This is a genomic window from Stenotrophomonas sp. NA06056 (assembly GCF_013364355.1).
Classification (GTDB): Bacteria; Pseudomonadota; Gammaproteobacteria; order Xanthomonadales; family Xanthomonadaceae; genus Stenotrophomonas.
Genome location: NZ_CP054931.1, coordinates 1,284,763 through 1,305,969, shown reverse-complemented (window position 1 = coordinate 1,305,969; position 21,207 = coordinate 1,284,763). Strand labels below are relative to the sequence as shown.

Here is a 21,207-nt window from a genome sequence, read left to right as displayed (position 1 = left end):
ACCTGCGCGAGGCAGGTTGCCGGAAAACGGCCGCGAAATTGTAACGGCCAGGGGGTTTTGGAACAAGGTCCGGGGCTGAATCGACCGGCGCCGGTCAAAGGTTGAAGCGGCGCTGCGGTGCCAGCAGGCCACTGTCATCGACCTGGCCAAGGCCCTGAAGCGCCGATTCAGGTCCAAACACGACTACCAGGCCCTGCGGCCACGACGGATCGCGCTGACGCTGGCCCACGCAGAAGCGGTGGGCCTGGTCGGCATCCAGGTCGACCCGGGGGTACTCGGCCAGGCCAGCCGACAGCGGCAGCAGCAGGGCCTCCATGGCGGCCTCCTCGCCGGCCTGGACCAGTGCCCGCAGCTGGTCCAGGGTGACCATGACAGGGGTGCGGAACGGTTCCACCCACAGGCGCCGCAGGGCACTGATGTGTGCGCCACAGCCCAGCGTTTCACCCAGGTCACGGGCCAGACTGCGGATATAGGTGCCCGAGCCACAGGTGACCCGCAGCCGCAGCCGCTCAGGCTGCTGCTCCAGCACCTCGATGGCGTGGACCTGCACCTGGCGCTCAGGCGCCTCGATGACATCGCCACGGCGGGCCTTCACATACAGCGGCTCCCCACCCTGCTTGAGCGCGGAATAGATCGGCGCACGTTGCAGGATGTTGCCGCGCAACGGCGCAAGTGCCGCTTCCAGCGCCTCGGCACTGATCACGGGCACCGGACGCTCGAGCAGCACCTGGCCCTCAGCATCGTCGGTATCGGTGGTCTGGCCCAGCACGATCTCGGCGTCGTAGGCCTTGGCCGAGCCCAGCAGCAGGCCGGCGATCTTGGTCGCCTCGCCAAAGCACAGCGGCAACAGGCCGGTGGCCAGCGGGTCCAGGCTGCCGGTGTGGCCACCCTTCTCGGCACGGAACAGGCGACGGGCGACCTGCAGTGCGGCGTTGGAGCTCATGCCGGTCGGCTTGTCGAGCAGCAGGATGCCATCCAGGCGGCGGAACTGAATTCGGGTCATGACAGGTACGGGTAGCGCCGGGCCATGCCCGGCGAGCGCGCAGCGCGGTCTGCCTCAGACATCGCGCAGCCGGAATGCAACAACGCCGGGCATGCCCGGCGTCGCGCGGTTATTCTTCGTCGCCTTCGCGACGCTTCTCCGCAGCCAGCGTATCGGGCAGGTCGCGCAGGAGGTTGTCGATGTGCTCACCACGGTCGACCGAGTCGTCGTAGTGGAAATGCAGCTCTGGCACATGCCGCAGCTTCATCGCGCGCGCCAGCTCCATGCGCAGGCCCCAGGCCAGTTCCTTCAGGCCCTTCACTGCTTCAACCGAACGTTCCGGCATCAGCGCGGTGACGAACACCTTGGCATGGGCCATGTCACGGGTGATTTCCACGTCGGACACGCTCACCGAGGGCAACCCGTGCTCGCGCACGGCGTTGTGCACCAGGGTGCCGAGTTCACGGCGCAACTGGGCGGAGACACGGTCGGTTCGATGGAAAGTCTTGGGCACGAGAGGCTCTTGGTTCAGTTGTCGCCCGACCAACGGTCGGGCGCTACCTTTGATTCGATTGTCGCCCGACCAACGGTCGGGCGCTACAGGTACATGGTAGGGCCCGACCGATGGTCGGGCCACCTTGCAGCATTACAGGGTGCGCGGCACTTCGATACGCTCGAAGCACTCGATCTGGTCACCCGGCTTGACGTCGTTGTAGGCCTTCACCGCGATACCGCACTCGGTACCGTTGCGGACTTCCTCGACGTTTTCCTTGAAGCGGCGCAGCGATTCCAGCTCGCCTTCGAAGATCACCACGCTGTCGCGCAGCACGCGGATCGGCTTGTTGCGCTTGACCACGCCCTCGATGACCATCGAGCCGGCGACGGCGCCCAGCTTGGAGCTGCGGAAGACGTCGCGGACCTCGGCGATACCGATGATCTCTTCGCGGATCTCCACGCCCAGCAGACCGGACGCCACCTGCTTCACCTGATCGATCACGTCATAGATGATCGAGAAGTAACGCAGGTCCACGCCGTTGGATTCGATGATGCGACGGGCCGAAGCATCCGCACGCACGTTGAAGCCGATGACGGTGGCCTTCGAAGCGGCCGCCGAGTTGGCGTCCGATTCGGTGATGCCGCCCACGCCGGAGTGGATCACGTTGATGCGGATGTCTTCGTTGGACAGCGCGACCAGTGCCTGGCTCAGGGCCTGCACCGAACCCTGCACGTCGGCCTTGATGACCAGGTTGAGGACCTGCTGGCCCTCGCCCTTGCCCAGGGTCGCCATGATGTCTTCCATGCGGCTGCCAGCGGTGGCCACCAGGCGCGATTCACGACGCTTGGTCTCACGCTGCTGGGCAACGTCCTTGGCCAGACGCTCGTCGTCGACGACGACGAAGTCGTCACCGGCTTCCGGCACGCCGGACAGACCCAGGACCTGCACCGGGATGGACGGACCAGCGAACTCCGGCTGCTTGCCGGTTTCGTCGAACAGCGCACGCACGCGGCCGTACTGGATACCGCACACCAGGTAATCGCCCTTCTTCAGGCGGCCCTGCTGCACCAGCACCGTCGCGATCGGGCCACGGCCCTTGTCCAGCGAGGATTCGATGACCACACCGTTGGCACGGCCATCGTCGACTGCCTTCAGTTCCAGCAGTTCAGCCTGCACCGAAACAGCTTCCAGCAGATCGTCGATGCCCAGGCCGGTCTTGGCCGAGATCTCCACCATCTGGGTGTCGCCACCGAAGTCCTCGGCCACGACCTGCTCGGAAAGCAGCTCGTTCTTGACCCGCATCGGATCAGCGCCGGACTTGTCGATCTTGTTGATCGCCACGATCAGCGGCACACCTGCCGAACGGGCGTGCTGGATGGCTTCCTTGGTCTGCGGCATGACGCCGTCATCGGCAGCCACGACCAGCACCACGATATCGGTCAGCTTGGCACCGCGGGCACGCATCGAAGTGAACGCGGCATGGCCCGGGGTATCCAGGAAGCTGATGACGCCCTTCGGCGTTTCAACGTGGTACGCACCGATGTGCTGGGTGATGCCGCCGGCTTCGCCGGTGGCGACCTTGGTGCGACGGATGTAATCCAGCAGCGAGGTCTTGCCGTGATCGACGTGGCCCATGATGGTGACCACCGGCGGACGCTGCACGGCCTCACCCTGGTTCTCACCCGCCGATGCCAACAGCGCGTCTTCGGCGTCGTTGTCGCTGGCGCGGATCGCCTTGTGGCCCAGCTCTTCGGTGACCAGTGCTGCGGTGTCGTGATCGATGGACTGGGTGATGGTGGCCATCACGCCCATCTTGAACAGCGCCTTCACCACTTCGCCGCCCTTCAGCGCGAGCTTCTGCGCCAGGTCGGCCACGGTGATGGTGTCGCCGATCGCCACTTCACGCACGACCGGTGCGGTCGGACGCTCAAAGGCGTGCGGGCCGGCGTTGCCACCGCCGCGCGACATGTCGCGACGGCCGGACGTCGGACGGCTGCCCGGACGACCACGGTTGTTGCTGTTGTTGCTGTTGCCACGGCGCGCACGATCGGCGGCGGACAGGTGCATCTGACCGGCAAAGCGATCACCCGGGCCACGCTCGTTGCGCGGCGCGCTGCGGTTGTTGCGGTCGTCGTTGCGCGGCGGCGCGGCACTGCGCGGCGCAGCCGGGGCTGCGGCCGGAGCGCGCGGCGGGCGCGGCGCGGTTTCGTCGATCGGAGCACGCACCTTGGGCTTGCTGGCAGCAAGCGCCTCGGCAGCCTTGGCGGCAACCGCAGCTTCCTCGGCCGCCTTCTTCTCGGCCTCGGCACGCTCCTTGGCGGCAACTTCTTCCTCGCGCTTGCGGACGATTTCCTCGTCACGCAGGCGGTCCTTCTCGGCCAGCGCCTGCTGCTCTGCGAGGTTGCGTGCGCGCGACTCTTCCAGCTTGCGCAGAATGTCGGCGCGCTCTTCGTCCGGGGTCATCGCACGCGCACCATCCTTGACGTAGGTACGCTTCTGGCGCACCTCGACATTCACGGTCGTCTTGCTGCGACCGGAATTGACCGTCACTTCCTGCTGTTTCCGGCGATTGAGCGTGATCTTCTTGGCGGACTGATCCGTCTCTTCCGGGGCCTGCTCGGGCTTGCCATGCGAACGACGAAGGAAGCCCAGGAGCTTCACTTTCTCGGAGCTGGTCACGACCTGGTCGGGACCGCTGAACTTCATGCCGGCACCGGCCAGCTGTTCCAGCAGTTTTTCGACCGGTGTATTGACCAGTTCAGCAAGCTTGCGGATGGTGGTTTGCTGCGACATTCGGATCCTATGATCTTGAGGGCGCCCCCCCGCATCTGGAGGTGGCGCGGATTCTACGCCCTGATCGGCTCAGGGCCCTGTTCATTGCCGGCTCATTCGCCGCGTTCCAGTCGGGCGATCTCCTCGGCACGCGCGGCCAGGATCAGCGCCGCAGCGCGCTCCTGGTCCAGCCCTTCGATGCCGAAGTCCATGACCTCGTCGGCGGCCAGGTCGGACAAGTCCTCGCTGGTACGCACGCCGTGGCCGGCCAACGCATATGCGGTGGCTTCGTCCATGCCCTTCAGGGACAGCAGGTCCTGCGCCGGCTGGCCATCCTCGAGGCCTTCCTCGACTGCCAGGGCCTCATTGAGCAGCGCATCGCGGGCACGTGCGCGCAGCTCTTCGACGATGTCTTCGTCGAAACCTTCCACGGCCAGCAGTTCGCCAACCGGTACGTATGCGATTTCCTCGACCGTGCCGAAGCCTTCGCTGACCAGGATGCCGGCGATTTCCTCGTCGACTTCCAGCTTGTCCATGAACAGCTGGCGGGCCGAAGCCTGCTCTGCTTCGGACTTGGCGGTGACCTGGTCCTGGGTCATCACGTTCAGCTGCCAACCGGTCAGGCGGCTGGCCAGGCGCACGTTCTGGCCGCCCTTGCCGATGGCCTGGGCCAGGCGGTCTTCTGCCACGGCCAGATCCATGGAGTGCTTGTCTTCATCGACGATGATCGACTGCACTTCGGCCGGCGCCATCGCATTGATGACGAAGTTGGCCGGATTTTCATTCCACAGCACGATGTCCACGCGCTCGCCATTGAGCTCGTTGGAGACGGCCTGCACGCGCGAACCACGCATGCCGATGCAGGCGCCGATCGGATCGGTGCGCTGGTCGTGGGCGAGCACGGCGATCTTGGCGCGGTCGCCCGGATCGCGGGCGCAGGCCTTGATTTCCACCAGGCCCTGGCCGACTTCCGGCACTTCCAGCTTGAACAGCTCGATCATGAATTCCGGTGCGGCACGGCTGATGAACAGCTGCGGGCCACGCGGCTCCGAACGCACTTCGGCCAGGTAACCGCGGACGCGGTCGCCAGCACGCAGGACGTCACGCGGAATGCCCTTGTCCTTCGGGATGAAACCCTCGGCGTTACCGCCAAGGTCGACATAGATGTTGCCGCGCTCGGCGCGCTTGACCACACCGGTGATCAGCTCGCCCACACGGTCGGCCCACGCATCGACCACCTGCTGGCGCTCGGCTTCGCGCACGCGCTGCACGATCACCTGCTTGGCGGCCTGAGCGGCGATACGACCGAAGTCGGGGTTCTCGATCTGCTCTTCGATGTAGTCGCCGACATCCACGCCTTCGGCTTCCTCGATCGCATCCATCAGGCGGATCTGGCGATCCGGCGATTCCATCACCACGTCATCGGCCACCACTTCCCAGCGGCGGAAGGTTTCGTAGTTGCCATCCTTGTGGTCGATGACCACGCGGGTCAGCACTTCCTCGTCGGGATAGCGCTTCTTCGCTGCCGAGGCCAGGGCGGCCTCGATGGCATCGAAGATCACTTCACGCGGCACGCCCTTTTCGTTGGCGACCGCGTCCACTACCAGCAACAGTTCCTTGCTCATTGGCTCACTCCGCGCGCGGCTTCTTTGCCGCCGGCTCGTTGGAAGAAGAATTCTTGTTCGGCTTCGGACGCTTCGGTGCCGGACCGGTCGGCTTGCTCGGGGCCAGCCCCAGCGCCACCCAGTCAGGCATGATCCGCGCCTTGTCGATGTTGTCTGCCGACACCACCAGTGCGGCGTTGTCGACGATGAAGGTGATGCTGCCCTGCGCCTCGTCGATCGCGTCGATGCGACCCTGCAGGCGGCGGCGGTTTTCCTGCGGCAGCTTCAGCGTGACCTTGGCCGATTCGCCGAGGTGACGACCGAACTGTTCCAGGTTGAACAGCGGGCGGTCCACGCCCGGAGAGGACACTTCCAGCGTGTAATTGCCGCTGATCGGGTCCTCGACGTCCATCTGTGCCGAGACTTCGCGGCTTACCCGCTCACAGTCGTCCACATTGATGATGCGCTCCGGCTGTTCCGCCAGCGGCACGTCGATGTAAAGGCGAAGGGTCGCACCGCCGGGGGCCGGCAGATACTCAACGCCCAGCAGCTCCAGGCCCAGCGACACAACGGTCGGGGCGAGCAGATTCGCGATGTCGGTTGCCTTGTCGCTCACAGCCTGCCTTGATCTCTTGGTTGGGTGCCGGCCTTGGCCAGCGTGGAAACATGACGCCCCGAAAACGACGAAGGGCCCGCTGGGCCCCTTTTCCGGAAAGACTCCGGTGACTGGATTCCGGTTGCAACGCGCTGAACAAGCGTGTTGCGGCCCTCCTTCCGGGTGGTTCTCCGTTGGGGAGCGCCGCCGTCAGGGGTACTTCTAGGCCGCTGATGATAGCCCCTGCACCGCTCTGGTGCAAGGCTGCGGGCCGGCGCAAAGCGACCGCTGCGCGGCGTGAGGCCAGGCCGGGCATGCCCAGCGGATCGACCAGCACCACAAAGAAAAACGCCCTCGAAACAAAGCTTCGAAGGCGCATTCTTTACTTGGTAGCGGGGGCAGGATTTGAACCTGCGACCTTCGGGTTATGAGCCCGACGAGCTGCCAGACTGCTCCACCCCGCATCAGAAGCGGAATTATGAGGGATAACTTCAAAACCTGCAAGCTTTTCCTCATTCATCGAATTGGTTGGCGCCGATTCGATGTGTTGGTAGCGGGGGCAGGATTTGAACCTGCGACCTTCGGGTTATGAGCCCGACGAGCTGCCAGACTGCTCCACCCCGCACCGGAAGTGTTTGAACTGCTGCCCTGCTCTTTCGAGGAGGGCTACCGCAACGATGTTCTGGCTGAACCGCTGCAGTGACAACTCAGGCTGCGCATATTACACGAATCGCGCAGCTTTGTGTCAACTTTTATGCAAGATGCGCAAAGGCCTGCTGGCACCACAGCATGATCGGGTTCCAGGACAGGCCCAGCGCCAGCAGTGCCAGTGCATTCACGCCCAGCACCACGCCCAGCACGCGATCGTTGCTGCGCGGCATCGCCTCGCCCACCGGTTCATCGAAGTACATGACCTTGATGACACGCAGGTAGTAGAAGCAGCCGACCACGGCGCACAGCACACCCAGGATCGCCAGCCACAGCAGGCCGCCGTTGATCGCAGCGCCGAGCACGGCCAGCTTGGTCCAGAAGCCGAGGAACGGCGGGATGCCCGCCAGCGACGCCATGATGCACAGCACCAGGCCGGCCATCCACGGGTTGCGGGCGTTCAGACCCTTGAAGTCCTCGATGTTCTCGGCCTCAAAGCCCGCACGCGACAGCGCGATGATTGCACCGAAGGCGGCGGTAGACATGATGGCGTAGGCCAGGGCGTAGAACAGCGCAGCCGCATAGCCCTGCGAACCGCCACCGGCGATGCCCATCAGCAGGAAGCCGATGTGCGAGACCGTGGAGAACGCCAGCATGCGCTTGAGGTTGCTCTGCGCGATGGCCATCAGGTTGCCGATCACCAGCGAGACCGCGGCCAGGCCGGCGATCAGCAGCTGCAGTTCGGTGGACAGCGGACCCACGCCCATTTCCAGCAGGCGGTAGGCCATGCCGAACGCGGCCAGCTTCGGTGCCGAGCTGATGAACAGTGCGATCGGTGCCGGAGCGCCCTGGTACACGTCGGGCAGCCACATGTGGAATGGTGCGGCACCCAGCTTGAAGGCAACGCCGGCGATCATGAAGACCGCGCCGGTGATCAGCAGCACGCGCTCTTCCGAGTGCGGGATGGCGGCCTGGATGGCATCCAGGTGCAGGCTGCCGGTAGCGCCGTAGATCAGCGACATGCCGTACAGCAGCAGGCCCGAAGCCAGCGAGCCGAGGACGATGTACTTCATCGCCGCTTCCGAGGCCAGGCCGTTCTCGCGGTTGCTGGCGACCAGCGCATAGGAGCACAGGGCCAGCAGTTCCAGGCCCAGGTACACCATCAGCAGGCTGCCGGCGGAGACCAGGATCATCATGCCGGCGGTGCCGAACAGGATCAGCACAGGGATCTCGCCCTGGAACAGCTTGCGCTCGCGCAGGTAGCCCCAGCCGTAGATCAGGGTCAGGCCGCTGAGCAGCACGATCCCGGTCTTCATCACGTCCGCGGCGGTATCGCGCACGAACATGCCATGGAAGACCTCCCCCTGCCCGCCCACGCCGGTAGCCAGCATGAACAGGACGACGGCCAGTGCAGCGACCGAGAACAGGTGGGTGACGATCTTGTTCCGTTCACTGACGAACAGGTCGAGGATCATCAGGGCGAAGGCGCTGCCGATCAGCACCAGCTCGGGAGCGAGCGGTGGCAGGTCAGCGGCGGTCAATGGCAGCAGCGGCGAGGTGGTCATCATCAAATCCTGGAATTACAGCAACTTGCTGGATGCGATCTGCATCGCCAGCTTTGCGATCGAGGGCTCCATCAGGTCGGTCAGCGGCTTGGGGTAGATACCCAGGGCCAGCACGCCGATGGCGAAGACGCCCAGCAGCAGCCATTCGCGGCCGTTGATGTCCTTCAGCTCGGCCACGTGGCTGTTGGCCACTTCGCCGAAGAAGATGCGCTTGTACAGCCACAGGGTGTAGGCGGCGCCGATGATCAGGGTGGTGGCTGCGCCCAGCGCGATCCACGGATTGCGCTGGAAGGCCGCCAGGATGACCATGAACTCGCCGACGAAACCGCTGGTACCCGGCAGGCCCGCGTTGGCCATGAAGAACAGCATGGAGAAAGTGGCGAACCACGGCATCACGTTGACCACGCCGCCGTAATCGGCGATGCGGCGGCTGTGCATGCGGTCGTACAGCACACCGACGCAGGAGAACATCGCGCCGGACACGAAGCCGTGCGAGATCATCTGCACCATGGCGCCCTGCAGGCCCAGGCGGGCCGCATCGACGTTGCCGGCTTCACGCACCAGCCACAGGGCGATGAAGGTGCCGAGGGTGACGAAGCCCATGTGCGCGATCGACGAATAGGCGATCAGCTTCTTCATGTCGTCCTGCACCAGGGCGACCAGACCGACGTAGATCACCGCGATCAGCGACAGCGCGATCACCAGCCATGCCCATTCCTGCGACGCGTCGGGGACGATCGGCAGGTTGAAGCGCAGGAAGCCGTAACCACCGATCTTCAGCGCGATGGCGGCCAGGATCACCGAACCGGCGGTCGGCGCTTCCACGTGGGCATCCGGCAGCCAGGTGTGCACCGGGAACATCGGCACCTTGACCGCGAACGCGATCAGGAAGGCGAAGAAGATCCAGGTCTGCTCCTTGCCCGACAGCTGCAGTGCATAGAGGTCGGCCAGCTGGAAGCTGCCGCCCTTCATGTACAGGTAGATCAGTGCCACCAGCATCAGCACCGAGCCGAGGAAGGTGTACAGGAAGAACTTCAGCGCCGCGTAGATGCGGCGCGGGCCGCCCCAGACACCGATGATCAGGAACATCGGGATCAGCATCGCCTCGAAGAACACGTAGAACAGCATCGCGTCCGTGGCCGAGAAGATACCGACAGTGACACCTTCCAGGATCAGGAAGGCGGCCACGTACTGGTTCACGCGCTTGTCGATCGCGCTCCAGGCACCGATCAGGGCGAGCACGCTGACCAGCGTGGTCAGCAGGATCAGCGCTACGGCGATGCCGTCCACGCCCAGGTTGTAGCCGATGTTGTAGGTCGGGATCCAAGCGTGGGTCTCGACGAACTGCAGTGCGTCGATGCCCGGGTTGTAGCCACCCAGCAGCGAGAGACTCGCCACGAAGGTCAGCACCGCGACGCCCAGGGACGCCCAGCGGGCGGTCTGCGCATCACGAATCGCAAGGATCAGGGCACCGCCGAGAATCGGCAGCCAGATGAGGACACTGAGTAGAGGCCAGTTCGACACGTCTTCTTATTCCGTACAGGTCATCAACGCAGGTAATGCATCAGCACGCCCAGCAGGGCAATCAGGCCGATGATCATCGCGAAGGCGTAGTGATAGAGGAAACCGGATTGGGTACGACGCAGCACGCTGGCTGCGACGTCCACAACACGTGCCGAGAGATTGACCACGCCGTCGACGATGTTGCTGTCGATCCAGCGCGAGACCTTGCCCAGCTTGACGCTGCCGCCGGCAAAGCCATCGATCCACAGCTTGTCGAAGCCGTACTTGTTTTCCAGCACGGACACCACCGGGGCGAAGGTCTTGCGCGCCTTGCCCGACAGGTCCGGCTTCCACAGGTAGAACAACGCAGCCAGCAGGAAGCCTGCCAGGGTCAGCCAGAACGGCGGCAGCATCATGCCGTGCAGCGCGAACTTGACCGGACCGTGGAAATGCTCGCTGAGGAAACCGACGGTGTTCTTGGCCGGATCGTAGAAGTCCACGACACCGGTGAAGAACGTGGTGGCCTGGCCCTTGATCGCCGCATGCGCATGGTGACCCGCCCAGTCGGTGCCGTGCAGCATCGGACCGATGCTGAAGAAACCGATGGCGATCGACGGGATGGCCAGCAGGATCAGCGGCAGCGTCACCACCCACGGCGTTTCATGCGGCTCATGCGGACCGTGGCCATGGCCGTGGTCGTCATGCGCGTCGGCATGATGCGCATCGGCAGCATGGTGATCATCATGGCCGTGACCATGATCATCATGCGCGTCGCGGAAGCGCTCCTTGCCATGGAAGGTCAGGAACAGCAGGCGGAAGCTGTAGAAGCTGGTTACCAGCACACCACCCAGCACGGCCCAGTAGCCATAGGTGGCCACCCAGCTGCCCTGCATGTGGGCGTGGATCTCGGCGGCCTCGATGATGGTGTCCTTCGAGTAGAAGCCGGAGAAGAACGGCGTACCGACCAGGGCCAGGGTACCGATCCACATGGTGATGAAGGTGATCGGCATGTACTTGCGCAGGCCGCCCATCTTGCGCATGTCCTGCTCGTGGTGCATCGCGATGATGACCGAGCCTGCACCGAGGAACAGCAGCGCCTTGAAGAAGGCGTGGGTCATCAGGTGGAACACGGCAGCCGAATAGGCCGACACGCCCAGCGCCACGGTCATGTAACCCAGCTGGGACAGCGTGGAGTACGCGACGACGCGCTTGATGTCGTTCTGCACGATGCCGATCAGGCCGGTGAAGAACGCGGTGGTGGCACCGATGAACAGGATGAAGTTCAGCGCGGTCTGCGACAGCTCGAACAGCGGCGACATGCGGGTGACCATGAAGATACCGGCGGTCACCATCGTCGCGGCGTGGATCAGTGCCGAGATCGGGGTCGGGCCTTCCATCGAATCCGGCAGCCACACGTGCAGCGGAACCTGGGCCGACTTGCCCATGGCGCCGATGAACAGGCCGATGCAGATGACGGTGGCGATCGACCAGATCACCGGCTCGTTCAGCAGCTGCATGCCGAACATGGTGCCGTCCCAGATCTGCAGCTGGGCGCGCGGGTCGGCGAGCATGCCGGCCTGCGAGAACACCTGCGAGTAGTCCAGGGTACCGAACACCCACAACACGCCGGCGATGCCCAGCAGGAAGCCGAAGTCACCAACGCGGTTGACCAGGAAGGCCTTCATGTTGGCGAAGATCGCGGTCGGGCGCTTGAACCAGAAACCGATCAGCAGGTACGACACCAGGCCCACTGCTTCCCAGCCGAAGAACAGCTGCAGGAAGTTGTTGCTCATCACCAGGGTGAGCATCGAGAAGGTGAACAGCGAGATGTAGCTGAAGAACCGCTGGTAACCCGGATCGTCCTGCATGTAGCCGATCGTGTAGATGTGGACCAGCAGCGACACGAAGGTCACCACCACCATCATCATCGCGGTCAGCTTGTCGACCATGAAACCGACGTGGGCCGAGTACTGGCCGACTTCGAAGAAGGTGTACAGGTTCTCGTTGAACGGCTGCGCACCGCCCCACAGCAGCTGGTAGAGCGTGTGCATCGACAGGCCGCAGGCAACGGCGACACCGAGGATCGTGATGGTCTGCGCGCCGAAGCGCTTGACCTGGCGACCGAACAGGCCGGCGATGATGCTGCCGAACAGCGGTGCAAGCACCACTGCGATCAACAGACTCTTGGAGAGAGTGATTTCCATCTGTGGATCAGCCCTTCAACGAATCGACTTCGCCGACATTGATCGTTCGGCGTGTACGGAACAGGGTCACCAGGATCGCCAGGCCGATGGCGGCCTCGGCTGCGGCGACGGTCAGGATGAAGAACACGAACAGCTGGCCGGACGGATCACCCAACTGACGCGAGAACGCGACGAAATTGACGTTCACCGACAGCAGCATCAGTTCGATCGACATCAGCAGGACGATGACGTTCTTCCGGTTGAGGAAGATGCCGGCCAGGCTGATGGCGAACAGCACCGCGCCAAGCGCAAGCATGTGGCCAAGGGTAATCACGGCTGGGTCTCCTCGCCGGCAACCGGCTTGCTGTTGCTGTGCACGACCGGCACTTCGGCGCCCATCTTGACCATGCGCAGGCGGTCGCCCGCCTTGACCATGGTCTGCTCACCCGGGTTCTGGCTCTTCACACCGGTACGGCGGCGCAGGGTCAGCATTACCGCGGCCACCACGGCCACGGTCAGGATGACGGCAGCGAACTCGAACGGCAGCAGGTATTCAGTGAACAGCGTGCGGGCGAGCCAGGTGACGTTGGAGCTGTCTGCGGCAACCGCGGCGGCGTTGTCGGCCGGGAACGGCGTGACCGCCCTGCCCTTCACGCCGATCAGGATCAGCATCTGCACCAGCATCGCCACGGCAACGATCAGGCCGACCGGCAGGTAGCGCACCCAGCCTTCACGCATCTTCGTGGGGTCGATGTCCAGCATCATCACCACGAACAGGAACAGCACCATCACCGCGCCGACGTAGACCAGCACCAGCGCGACACCGAGGAACTCGGCACCGACAAGCAGCCACACGCAGGCGATGGAGAAGAAGGTCAGCACCAGGCAGAGCACGGCGTGAACAGGGTTGCGCACGCTGATCACCGCACCGGCCGAAACCGTTGCCGCGATGGCGAACACCCAGAAAGCGATATTTACCCAATCCATCTCTCGACCTCAGCGGTAAGCGGCATCGGCGGCACGACGCTCGGCGATCTCGGATTCGAGACGGTCGCCCAGGGCCAGCAGCTGCGGCTTGGTAACGATGTTTTCGCCACGATTCTCGAAGTGGTACTCGAGGATGTGGGTCTCGACGATCGAGTCCACCGGGCAGCTTTCTTCACAGAAGCCGCAGAAGATGCACTTGAACAGATCGATGTCGTAGCGGGTGGTGCGGCGGGTGCCGTCCTCGCGCTTGGCCGAGTCGATGGTGATGGCCAGTGCCGGGCAGACCGCCTCACACAGCTTGCAGGCAATGCAGCGCTCTTCGCCGTTGGGATAACGGCGCAGCGCATGCAGGCCACGGAAGCGCGGCGACTGCGGGAACTTCTCCATCGGGTACATCATCGTGTACTTCGGCTTGAAGCTGTACTTCAGCGTCAGCCAGAGACCGGCCAGCAGTTCGAGCAGCAGCAGGCTCTTGAAGTAATGGGTAATCCTGTTCATCACTTAGACGCCCTTTTGAATCACGCCGAAGAACACCATGACGGCGGTAACCGCAATCCACAGAATGGCCAGCGGGATGAAGACCTTCCAGCCCAGGCGCATGATCTGGTCATAGCGGAAGCGCGGGAAGCTGGCACGGAACCAGATGTAGGCACTGGCGAAGAAGAACACCTTGACGAACAGCCACGGTGCACCGCCCTTCCAGATCCAGTCGACCAGCGGCGAGACGTTGCCGAAGTCGACCCAGCCCTGGATCGGGCTCAGCCAGCCGCCGAGGAAGAAGATCGAGATCAGGAAGCTGATCAGGATCATGTTCGCGTATTCGGCCAGGAAGAACAGGGCGAAGGCACCGCCGGAGTACTCGACCATGTGGCCGGCGACGATTTCCGATTCGCCTTCCACCACGTCGAACGGCGCGCGGTTGGTTTCAGCCACGCCCGACACCCAGTAGATGACGAACAACGGGAACAGCGGCAGCAGGAACCAGTCCAGGAAGCCGGAGCTGCCGGCCTGCGCCATCACGATGTTGCTCAGGTTCAGGCTGCCCGCCGCGATCATCACGCCGACCAGGGCGAAGCCCATGGCGATTTCGTAGCTGATCATCTGCGCCGAGGCGCGCATGGCACCCAGGAAAGCGTACTTCGAGTTGGATGCCCAACCGGCCAGGATGATGCCGTAGATGCCCAGCGAGGTCATCGCCAGCAGGTACAGCAGGCCGGCGTTGGCGTTGGACAGCACGATCTGCGAATCGAAGGGCACCACCGACCAGGCCGCGAAGGCCGGGGCCAGGGTGATCAGCGGGGCCAGCAGGAAGATCGCCTTGTTGGCGCTGCTCGGCTGCAGGACTTCCTTGAACAGCAGCTTGAAGACGTCGGCGAAGGCCTGGAAGATGCCCATGCCCACATACATCGGGCCGTGGCGGACATGCATCCAGCCGATCAGCTTGCGTTCCCAGACCACGTAGAAGGCCACCGAGACGATCACCGGCACGGTGATCACCAGGATCTTCAGGATGATCCAGATCAGCGCGCCGATATCACCGAGGCCAAGCAGCCACTGGTGCAGCGGGTCGACCGCGTTCAACAGCAATTCGTTCATGCAGCCACCACCGATACGCGAGCGGCACCCAGCGGCGCGGTCGCGCCGTGGCCCGATTCAATCCAGACCGAACCCGCAGCGACGCGGGCGTCGACCACCACCGGCAGGGTGGCCTTGCCGGCATCGGTGCCGACCTTGGCCATCTGCCCTTCCTGCAGCTGCAGGCGCGCGGCATCGTCAGCGTTCAGCACGATGCGCGGGGCGTTGTTGAGCGGATGCGACTGCAGCGCCGGCGCGCGGCGGACCATCGCGTCGGTGCGGTAGATCGCAGCGGTCGAAGCCACTTCCAGGCCTTCGCCCGCCAGCGCCGGCTGCGCCGAGGCAGCAACGGCAACCGTCACCGGGGCCAGGCTGGCGCGCAGGCCGGCCAGGTCGATGAAGTCGAAACCGGCCAGCGCCATTTCGCCGCCCAGTGCACGCAGCACGCGCCAGCCCTCGCGGGCTTCGCCCGGCAGCTTGCCGCCGGCACGGGCCGACTGCTCGCGACCATCAAGGTTGGTCAGGGTGGCATCGATTTCCGGCAGCGCACCAATCGGCAGGATCACGTCGGCAACGTCGCGGGTCGAGGCGCAGGCGAACTGGCTGAAGGCCACCACCTGTGCGCCGACCAGCGCCTTGCGCGCTGCCGGAGCATCGGCGAAGTCCAGGCCCGGTTCCAGGCCGTAGACCACGTAAGCCTTGCGCGGATCGGCCAGCATCGCGGCGACGTCCTTGCCGGCCGGCAGCACGCCGGCGCGAGTCAGACCCACGGCATTGGCGCCCTGCGGAATGCGGCACAGCTTGGCACCGGTGGCGGCGGCGAAGTCACGCGCAGCGGCGCGGATCGCGGCAGCCTGCGGGTGGTTCTCGGCGATGCCACCGACGATCAGCACGGTATTGGTACCGCCCTGCACCGCCGAACGCAGCTCGGCGTTGGCCAGCGCATCGGCGAACTTCGACGGAGCCACGATCTGCTTGCCGGCGATGCTGAAGGCGAAATCGAAATCGACCGGGTTGACGACGTGGATCTTCGCGCCATTGGTCGTCTGCGCCTTGCGCAGGCGGGCGTGCAGCAGCGGCAGTTCGTGGCGGATGTTGCTGCCCAGAACGACGATGCGGTCGGCGCCTTCGATCTCGGCCAGCGGCAGGCCGAACACGTCGGCGGTTGCGGCGTCGGAGAAGTCGCGGTTGTTGATGCGGTGGTCGATGTTGTTCGAGCCCAGCCCCTTGGCCAGACGGGCCAGCAGCGCGCCTTCCTCGTTGGAGGTCGACGGGTGCACCAGCACGCCCAGGTGATCACCCTGGTTGGCCTTGAGGATCTCGGCAGCCGCGGCCAGGCCTTCAGCCCAGCTCACTTCCTTCCACTCGCCATTGACCTTGCGCAGCGGCTTGACCGCACGGTCTTCGCTGTACAGGCCCTGGTGCGAATAGCGGTCACGATCGGACAGCCAGCACTCGTTCACGGCTTCGTTGTCGCGCGGCACGGTACGCAGCACTTCGCCGCGACGGACGTGCAGGAACAGGTTCGAACCCATCGCGTCGTGGTAGCCCAGCGACTCGCGTGCGGTCAGTTCCCACGGGCGGGCGCGGAACTGGAACACCTTGTTGGTCAGCGCACCGACCGGGCACACATCAACCACGTTGCCCGAAAGCTCGGTGGTCAGCGGCTTGCCGTCGTAGGTGCCGATCTGCAGGTTTTCACCGCGATACATGCCGCCCAGTTCGTAGGTACCAGCGACGTCGGCGGTGAAGCGGACGCAGCGGGTGCACTGGATGCAGCGGGTCATCTCGGTGGCGACCAGCGGCCCCATGTCCTCGTCGGCCACCACGCGCTTGCGCTCGTTGAAGCGGCTGACCGAACGGCCATAACCCAGCGATACGTCCTGCAGCTCGCACTCGCCGCCCTGATCGCAGATCGGGCAATCCAGCGGGTGGTTGATGAGCAGGAATTCCATCACCGAGCGCTGGAACTTCAGCGCCTTCTCACTACGGGTGGCGACCTTCATGCCATCCATCACCGGCGTGGCGCAGGCCGGCGCCGGCTTCGGCGACTTTTCTACGTCCACCAGGCACATGCGGCAGTTGGCAGCGATCGGCAGCTTCTCGTGGTAGCAGAAGCGCGGAATCGAAATGCCCGCCTTGTCGGCGGCCTGGATGATCATCGAACCCTTGGGCACGACCAGCGACTTGCCATCGATCTCGATGGTGACGTGGTCCGGTGGCACGCTGGGATTTATGGGTTGCGCGCTCATGCAGCGGCTGCCTCCACCTTCTTGCCGTCAACCATCGAATGACCGTTGACGATGTAGTACTCGAATTCGTCCCAGAACTGGCGCAGGAAGCCCTGGATGGGCCACGCCGCCGCTTCGCCGAACGCACAGATGGTGTGGCCTTCGATCTGGCCGGCCACGGTCTTCAACTGGTGCAGGTCTTCCATCGTGGCCTTGCCGGCGACGATGCGCTCCAGCACGCGGTGCATCCAGCCGGTACCTTCGCGGCACGGGGTGCACTGGCCACAGGATTCCTTGTGGAAGAACTGGCTGATGCGGCAAGCGAACTTGACGCAGCAGACGCTGTCATCCAGCACCACGACCGCACCGGAACCCAGGCCGGAGCCCAGCGCACGGATGGTGTCGTAGTCCATCGGCAGGCCCTTCAGCTCGGCCGCGGTCAGCACCGGCATCGACACGCCGCCCGGGATCGCGCCCTTGAGCTTGCGGCCCGGCTTGAGGCCGCCGGCCATTTCCAGCAGGTCGTCGAAGGTGGTACCGAGCGGTACTTCGAAGTTGCCGCCCTTCTGCACGCAGCCGGACACCGAGAAGCACTTCGGGCCGCCATTGGCGGTCAGGCTCAGGCCCTTGAACCACTCCGGGCCATTGCGGATGATCGCAGGCACCGAACCGTAGGTTTCGGTGTTGTTGATCGTCGACGGCTTGCCATACAGGCCGAAGTTGGCCGGGAACGGCGGCTTGTAGCGCGGCTGGCCCTTCTTGCCTTCCAGCGACTCCATCAGCGCGGTTTCTTCGCCGCAGATGTAGGCGCCGGCACCGAGGGCGCCGTAGATGTCGATGTCCACGCCGGAACCCATCACGTTCTTGCCCAGCCAGCCGTTTGCATAGGCATCGGCCAGGGCCTGCTCGAAGTGCTCGAACGGCTCGTGGTGGAACTCACCGCGCAGATAGTTGTAACCCACGGTCGAACCGGTGGCGTAGCAGGCAATCGCCATGCCTTCCACCACCGAATGCGGGTTGTAACGCAGGATGTCACGGTCCTTGCAGGTGCCCGGCTCGGATTCATCCGAGTTGCAGAGGATGTACTTCTGCACGTTGCCCTTGGGCATGAAGGACCACTTCAGGCCGGTCGGGAAACCTGCGCCGCCACGGCCGCGCAGGCCCGAAGCCTTGACCATCTCGATGACCTGCTCCGGCGGGATCTTCTCTTCGAGGATCTTGCGCAGGGCAGCGTAGCCACCGGTCTTCAGATAGCTTTCGTACGACCACGGGGTGTCGTAATGCAGGGTGGTGTAGACCACCTGGTGCGGCAGCGGCGCGGGGCCGACCGGACCCTTGGATTCGTGGTGATGTGCCATGCCCTTACTCCAGCCCGTCCAGAAGCTCGTCGACCTTTTCCAGGGTCAGACGCTCATGGTAGTGACCATTGATGACCATCATCGGTGCACCGGCGCAACCGGCCAGGCACTCTTCCTCGCGCTTGAGGTAGACGCGGCCATCAGCGGTCGACTGACCGTTCTTGATGCCCAGCTTCTTCTCGCAATGACGCACGATGTCTTCGGCGCCATTGAGCCAGCAGCTGATGTTCGTGCAGATGGCCACGTTGTTGCGGCCCACCTTCTCGGTCTCGAACATCGAGTAGAAGCTGGCGACCTCGTAGGCCCACACCGGCGGCAGGTCCAGGTACTTGGCCACGCCGGCGATCAGCTCGTCGGTCAGCCAGCCCTGGTTCTGCTCCTGGGCAGCATGCAGACCCTGCAGCACGGCAGAGCGCTTGCGGTCCGGCGGGAACTTGGACAGCCAGTGATCGATGTGAGCGCGGGTTTTGTCGCTCAACACCACCATCGGGTCGACGTCGCGCGCCGCCTCGAAATTACCTGTCGCCTTCATCGGCCGACCTCAGCGAAATGCATAACGTGAAATTGCAGAAACTGCGGCGCCGGCTTGCGCCGGCTGCCTGCAGCGGGCGTTGGCGTGGCGGACGGCATTACCGGTCAACCTCGCCGAACACCAGATCGTAGGTACCGATCATCGCCACCACGTCGGCCAGCATGTGGCCGCGCACGATCGAATCGATCGAGGACAGGTGGGCAAAGCCCGGCGCACGGAGGTGTACGCGGAACGGCTTGTTGGCGCCGTCGGAAACCAGGTAGCAGCCGAATTCGCCCTTGGGCGCTTCAACCGCGGCGTAGGTTTCGCCGGCCGGCACGCAGTAGCCTTCACTGAACAGCTTGAAGTGATGGATCAGCGCTTCCATGTCGTCCTTCATGTCCTCGCGCTTGGGCGGAGCGACCTTGAAGTTCTTGACCATGACCGGGCCGGGGTTGGCCTTCAGCCACGCCACGCACTGCTTGATGATGCGGTTGGACTCGCGCATTTCGGCCACGCGGCACAGATAGCGATCGTAGCAATCGCCTTCCTTGCCCAGCGGGATGTCGAAATCGACGGCGTCGTACTTGGCGTACGGACGCTTCTTGCGCAGATCCCATGCAATGCCCGAGCCGCGCAGCATCACGCCGGTCATGCCCCATTGGTGGGCCAGCTCAGGCGTGACCACGCCGATGCCAACGGTACGCTGCTTCCAGATACGGTTGTCGGTCAGCAGGGTCTCGTACTCGTCGACACGGTGCGGGAATTCATTGGTGAAGTTCTCCAGGAAGTCCAGCAGCGAACCTTCGCGCGAGGCGTTGAGGTTCTTCAGGGCCTTGCCCTTGTGCCAGCGCGATTCCTTGTACTTCGGCATGTGGTCCGGCAGGTCGCGGTAGACGCCGCCCGGACGGTAGTACGCCGCGTGCATGCGCGCGCCGGAGACCGCTTCGTAGCAGTCCATCAGCTCTTCGCGCTCGCGGAAGGCATACAGCATCACCGCCATCGCACCCAGATCGAGTGCATTGGAACCCAGCCACATCAGGTGGTTGAGGATGCGGGTGATCTCATCGAACATGGTGCGGATGTACTGCGCGCGCTCCGGCGCTTCGATGCCCATCAGGGTCTCGATCGAGCGCACGTAGGCGTGCTCGTTGCACATCATCGACACGTAATCCAGGCGATCCATGTAGCCGATCGACTGGTTGAAGGGCTTGGACTCGGCCAGCTTCTCGGTGCCCCGGTGCAGCAGACCCACGTGCGGGTCGGCACGCATGATGGTCTCGCCGTCCATCTCCAGGATCAGGCGCAGCACGCCATGCGCGGCCGGATGCTGCGGGCCGAAGTTCATGGTGTAGTTGCGGATTTCCTGCCGGCTTTCGGCAGCATTGCTGGCGAATGCTTCGCCGGCCTGGTGTACGTGACTCACTTCACTGCCTCCTGCGAACGCTCGCCGGCCGCGGTCTGCAGCCGGGCGTCGTCGCGGATCACGCGCGGCACGCCGACGCGCGGCTCCACCGAGGTGACCGGTTCGTAGATGACGCGCTTCTTTTCTTCGTCGTAGCGGACTTCGACGTTGCCGATCAGCGGGAAGTCCTTGCGGAACGGATGGCCGACGAACCCGTAGTCGGTCAGGATCCGGCGCAGGTCCGGGTGACCTTCGAAGATCACGCCATACAGGTCGAACGCTTCGCGCTCGAACCAGTTCAGGCCCGGCCAGATGCTGGTCAGCGAGGACACCACCGGCAGCGCTTCGTCAGGAGCGAAGCAGCGCAGGTGCATCATCAGGTTGTGCTGGTACGAGCGCAGCTGTGCGACCACGGCAAAGCGCAGGGTCGGCATGTGCTGCGGGCGGGCACCGTCGGCGCTCTCTTCGCTGGGGAACTCGCCCCAGGCGAAGCGGCCCTGGGCCTTGCCTTCGACACCGCGGCTGAAGCCCTGCGAGGACACGTCGGCGGTGTCCCACTCGTCGGAGCCATAACCGAGGTAGTCGACGCCGCAGAGGTCCACGGCCTGCTCGAAACCAAACTCGTCACGCAGCGCAAGGGCGGTGGCGTGCCACTCAGCGGCAGGCACTTCCAGCGTCACTTCGCCGCGGGGTTCGACCACGATGACCTTCGCACCTGCGAAACGTGCGGAGAGTCGGTCGATGAAGGATGCTTGCTCTGCCATGGGGGCTTGGCGCGCTCTTGTCAGGTGA

The 21,207-nt window shown here is 64.3% G+C and carries 17 protein-coding genes and 2 tRNA genes; all 19 read right to left on the bottom strand.

From position 1 onward, the window contains the following. Positions 1–94: 94 nt before the first annotated feature. The 19 genes from truB to HUT07_RS05550 all read right to left on the bottom strand — a co-directional run bounded on the left by truB (position 95) and on the right by HUT07_RS05550 (position 21,179). Positions 95–1,003, bottom strand: coding sequence for a tRNA pseudouridine(55) synthase TruB (truB, locus tag HUT07_RS05640; RefSeq protein WP_176020099.1), 909 nt, complete (start codon positions 1,001–1,003; stop codon positions 95–97). A 109-nt stretch (positions 1,004–1,112) separates the two neighbouring features. After that, on the bottom strand, positions 1,113–1,496 hold the full coding sequence (gene rbfA / locus HUT07_RS05635; RefSeq protein ID WP_176020098.1) for a 30S ribosome-binding factor RbfA: 384 nt from the start codon (positions 1,494–1,496) through the stop codon (positions 1,113–1,115). Positions 1,497–1,628: 132 nt separating this feature from the next. After that, complete coding sequence (gene infB / locus HUT07_RS05630) at positions 1,629–4,271, bottom strand: translation initiation factor IF-2 (RefSeq protein WP_176020097.1); 2,643 nt, start codon at positions 4,269–4,271, stop codon at positions 1,629–1,631. Between the two features lie 92 nt (positions 4,272–4,363). Continuing rightward, positions 4,364–5,875, bottom strand: coding sequence for a transcription termination factor NusA (gene nusA, locus HUT07_RS05625; protein WP_176020096.1), 1,512 nt, complete (start codon positions 5,873–5,875; stop codon positions 4,364–4,366). A gap of 4 nt (positions 5,876–5,879) precedes the next feature. Continuing rightward, positions 5,880–6,470, bottom strand: a complete 591-nt coding sequence (gene rimP / locus HUT07_RS05620) for a ribosome maturation factor RimP (RefSeq protein WP_176020095.1) — start codon at positions 6,468–6,470, stop codon at positions 5,880–5,882. 366 nt (positions 6,471–6,836) lie between these two features. Beyond that, a tRNA-Met gene (locus HUT07_RS05615) sits at positions 6,837–6,913 on the bottom strand. 84 nt (positions 6,914–6,997) lie between these two features. Next, positions 6,998–7,074, bottom strand: a tRNA-Met gene (locus HUT07_RS05610). A gap of 127 nt (positions 7,075–7,201) precedes the next feature. Continuing rightward, positions 7,202–8,662, bottom strand: a complete 1,461-nt coding sequence (nuoN, locus tag HUT07_RS05605) for an NADH-quinone oxidoreductase subunit NuoN (RefSeq protein ID WP_176020094.1) — start codon at positions 8,660–8,662, stop codon at positions 7,202–7,204. A 15-nt stretch (positions 8,663–8,677) separates the two neighbouring features. After that, entirely contained in the window at positions 8,678–10,186 is a 1,509-nt protein-coding gene (locus tag HUT07_RS05600) for an NADH-quinone oxidoreductase subunit M (protein WP_176020093.1), read from the bottom strand. 23 nt (positions 10,187–10,209) lie between these two features. After that, the gene (gene nuoL / locus HUT07_RS05595; RefSeq protein WP_176020092.1) at positions 10,210–12,369 is read right to left on the bottom strand and encodes an NADH-quinone oxidoreductase subunit L; all 2,160 of its coding nucleotides are present in this window, start codon (positions 12,367–12,369) and stop codon (positions 10,210–10,212) included. A gap of 7 nt (positions 12,370–12,376) precedes the next feature. Beyond that, positions 12,377–12,682: an NADH-quinone oxidoreductase subunit NuoK gene (nuoK, locus tag HUT07_RS05590; protein ID WP_006381125.1), complete on the bottom strand. Its 306-nt coding sequence runs from the start codon at positions 12,680–12,682 to the stop codon at positions 12,377–12,379. Beyond that, a complete protein-coding gene (locus HUT07_RS05585) occupies positions 12,679–13,335 on the bottom strand; it encodes an NADH-quinone oxidoreductase subunit J (RefSeq protein ID WP_176020091.1) in 657 nt (218 codons plus the stop codon). The genes nuoK and HUT07_RS05585 overlap by 4 nt, the downstream gene beginning before the upstream one ends. A gap of 9 nt (positions 13,336–13,344) precedes the next feature. After that, positions 13,345–13,833 carry an NADH-quinone oxidoreductase subunit NuoI gene (gene nuoI, locus HUT07_RS05580; RefSeq protein WP_005417924.1) on the bottom strand — a complete coding sequence of 163 codons (489 nt, stop codon included), beginning with the start codon at positions 13,831–13,833 and terminating at the stop codon, positions 13,345–13,347. A 3-nt stretch (positions 13,834–13,836) separates the two neighbouring features. Then, positions 13,837–14,931, bottom strand: a complete 1,095-nt coding sequence (gene nuoH / locus HUT07_RS05575; RefSeq protein WP_176020090.1) for an NADH-quinone oxidoreductase subunit NuoH — start codon at positions 14,929–14,931, stop codon at positions 13,837–13,839. Next, positions 14,928–17,162 (bottom strand): NADH-quinone oxidoreductase subunit NuoG, encoded by a 2,235-nt coding sequence (nuoG, locus tag HUT07_RS05570; protein ID WP_176020089.1) that lies wholly within the window; start codon positions 17,160–17,162, stop codon positions 14,928–14,930. The genes nuoH and nuoG overlap by 4 nt, the downstream gene beginning before the upstream one ends. Next, positions 17,159–18,499, bottom strand: coding sequence for an NADH-quinone oxidoreductase subunit NuoF (nuoF, locus tag HUT07_RS05565; protein WP_176020088.1), 1,341 nt, complete (start codon positions 18,497–18,499; stop codon positions 17,159–17,161). The genes nuoG and nuoF overlap by 4 nt, the downstream gene beginning before the upstream one ends. A gap of 4 nt (positions 18,500–18,503) precedes the next feature. Next, positions 18,504–19,031: an NADH-quinone oxidoreductase subunit NuoE gene (gene nuoE, locus HUT07_RS05560; protein ID WP_025876204.1), complete on the bottom strand. Its 528-nt coding sequence runs from the start codon at positions 19,029–19,031 to the stop codon at positions 18,504–18,506. Positions 19,032–19,128: 97 nt separating this feature from the next. Further along, the gene (locus tag HUT07_RS05555) at positions 19,129–20,436 is read right to left on the bottom strand and encodes an NADH-quinone oxidoreductase subunit D (RefSeq protein ID WP_176020087.1); all 1,308 of its coding nucleotides are present in this window, start codon (positions 20,434–20,436) and stop codon (positions 19,129–19,131) included. Next, a complete protein-coding gene (locus tag HUT07_RS05550) occupies positions 20,433–21,179 on the bottom strand; it encodes an NADH-quinone oxidoreductase subunit C (protein ID WP_176020086.1) in 747 nt (248 codons plus the stop codon). Before HUT07_RS05550 ends, HUT07_RS05555 begins: the two co-directional genes overlap by 4 nt. Between the last annotated feature and the right edge of the window lie 28 nt (positions 21,180–21,207).

What these genes read in the sequence shown, in the direction of transcription:
- truB (WP_176020099.1), bottom strand. Translation starts at nt 1,003, where the DNA reads ATGACCCGAATTCAGTTCCGCCGCCTGGATGGCATCCTGCTGCTCGAC.
- nuoN (WP_176020094.1), bottom strand. Translation starts at nt 8,662, where the DNA reads ATGACCACCTCGCCGCTGCTGCCATTGACCGCCGCTGACCTGCCACCG.
- nusA (WP_176020096.1), bottom strand. Translation starts at nt 5,875, where the DNA reads ATGAGCAAGGAACTGTTGCTGGTAGTGGACGCGGTCGCCAACGAAAAG.
- nuoG (WP_176020089.1), bottom strand. Translation starts at nt 17,162, where the DNA reads ATGAGCGCGCAACCCATAAATCCCAGCGTGCCACCGGACCACGTCACC.
- nuoL (WP_176020092.1), bottom strand. Translation starts at nt 12,369, where the DNA reads ATGGAAATCACTCTCTCCAAGAGTCTGTTGATCGCAGTGGTGCTTGCA.
- nuoI (WP_005417924.1), bottom strand. Translation starts at nt 13,833, where the DNA reads ATGAACAGGATTACCCATTACTTCAAGAGCCTGCTGCTGCTCGAACTG.
- nuoE (WP_025876204.1), bottom strand. Translation starts at nt 19,031, where the DNA reads ATGAAGGCGACAGGTAATTTCGAGGCGGCGCGCGACGTCGACCCGATG.
- HUT07_RS05550 (WP_176020086.1), bottom strand. Translation starts at nt 21,179, where the DNA reads ATGGCAGAGCAAGCATCCTTCATCGACCGACTCTCCGCACGTTTCGCA.
- nuoH (WP_176020090.1), bottom strand. Translation starts at nt 14,931, where the DNA reads ATGAACGAATTGCTGTTGAACGCGGTCGACCCGCTGCACCAGTGGCTG.
- HUT07_RS05585 (WP_176020091.1), bottom strand. Translation starts at nt 13,335, where the DNA reads ATGGATTGGGTAAATATCGCTTTCTGGGTGTTCGCCATCGCGGCAACG.
- nuoF (WP_176020088.1), bottom strand. Translation starts at nt 18,499, where the DNA reads ATGGCACATCACCACGAATCCAAGGGTCCGGTCGGCCCCGCGCCGCTG.
- infB (WP_176020097.1), bottom strand. Translation starts at nt 4,271, where the DNA reads ATGTCGCAGCAAACCACCATCCGCAAGCTTGCTGAACTGGTCAATACA.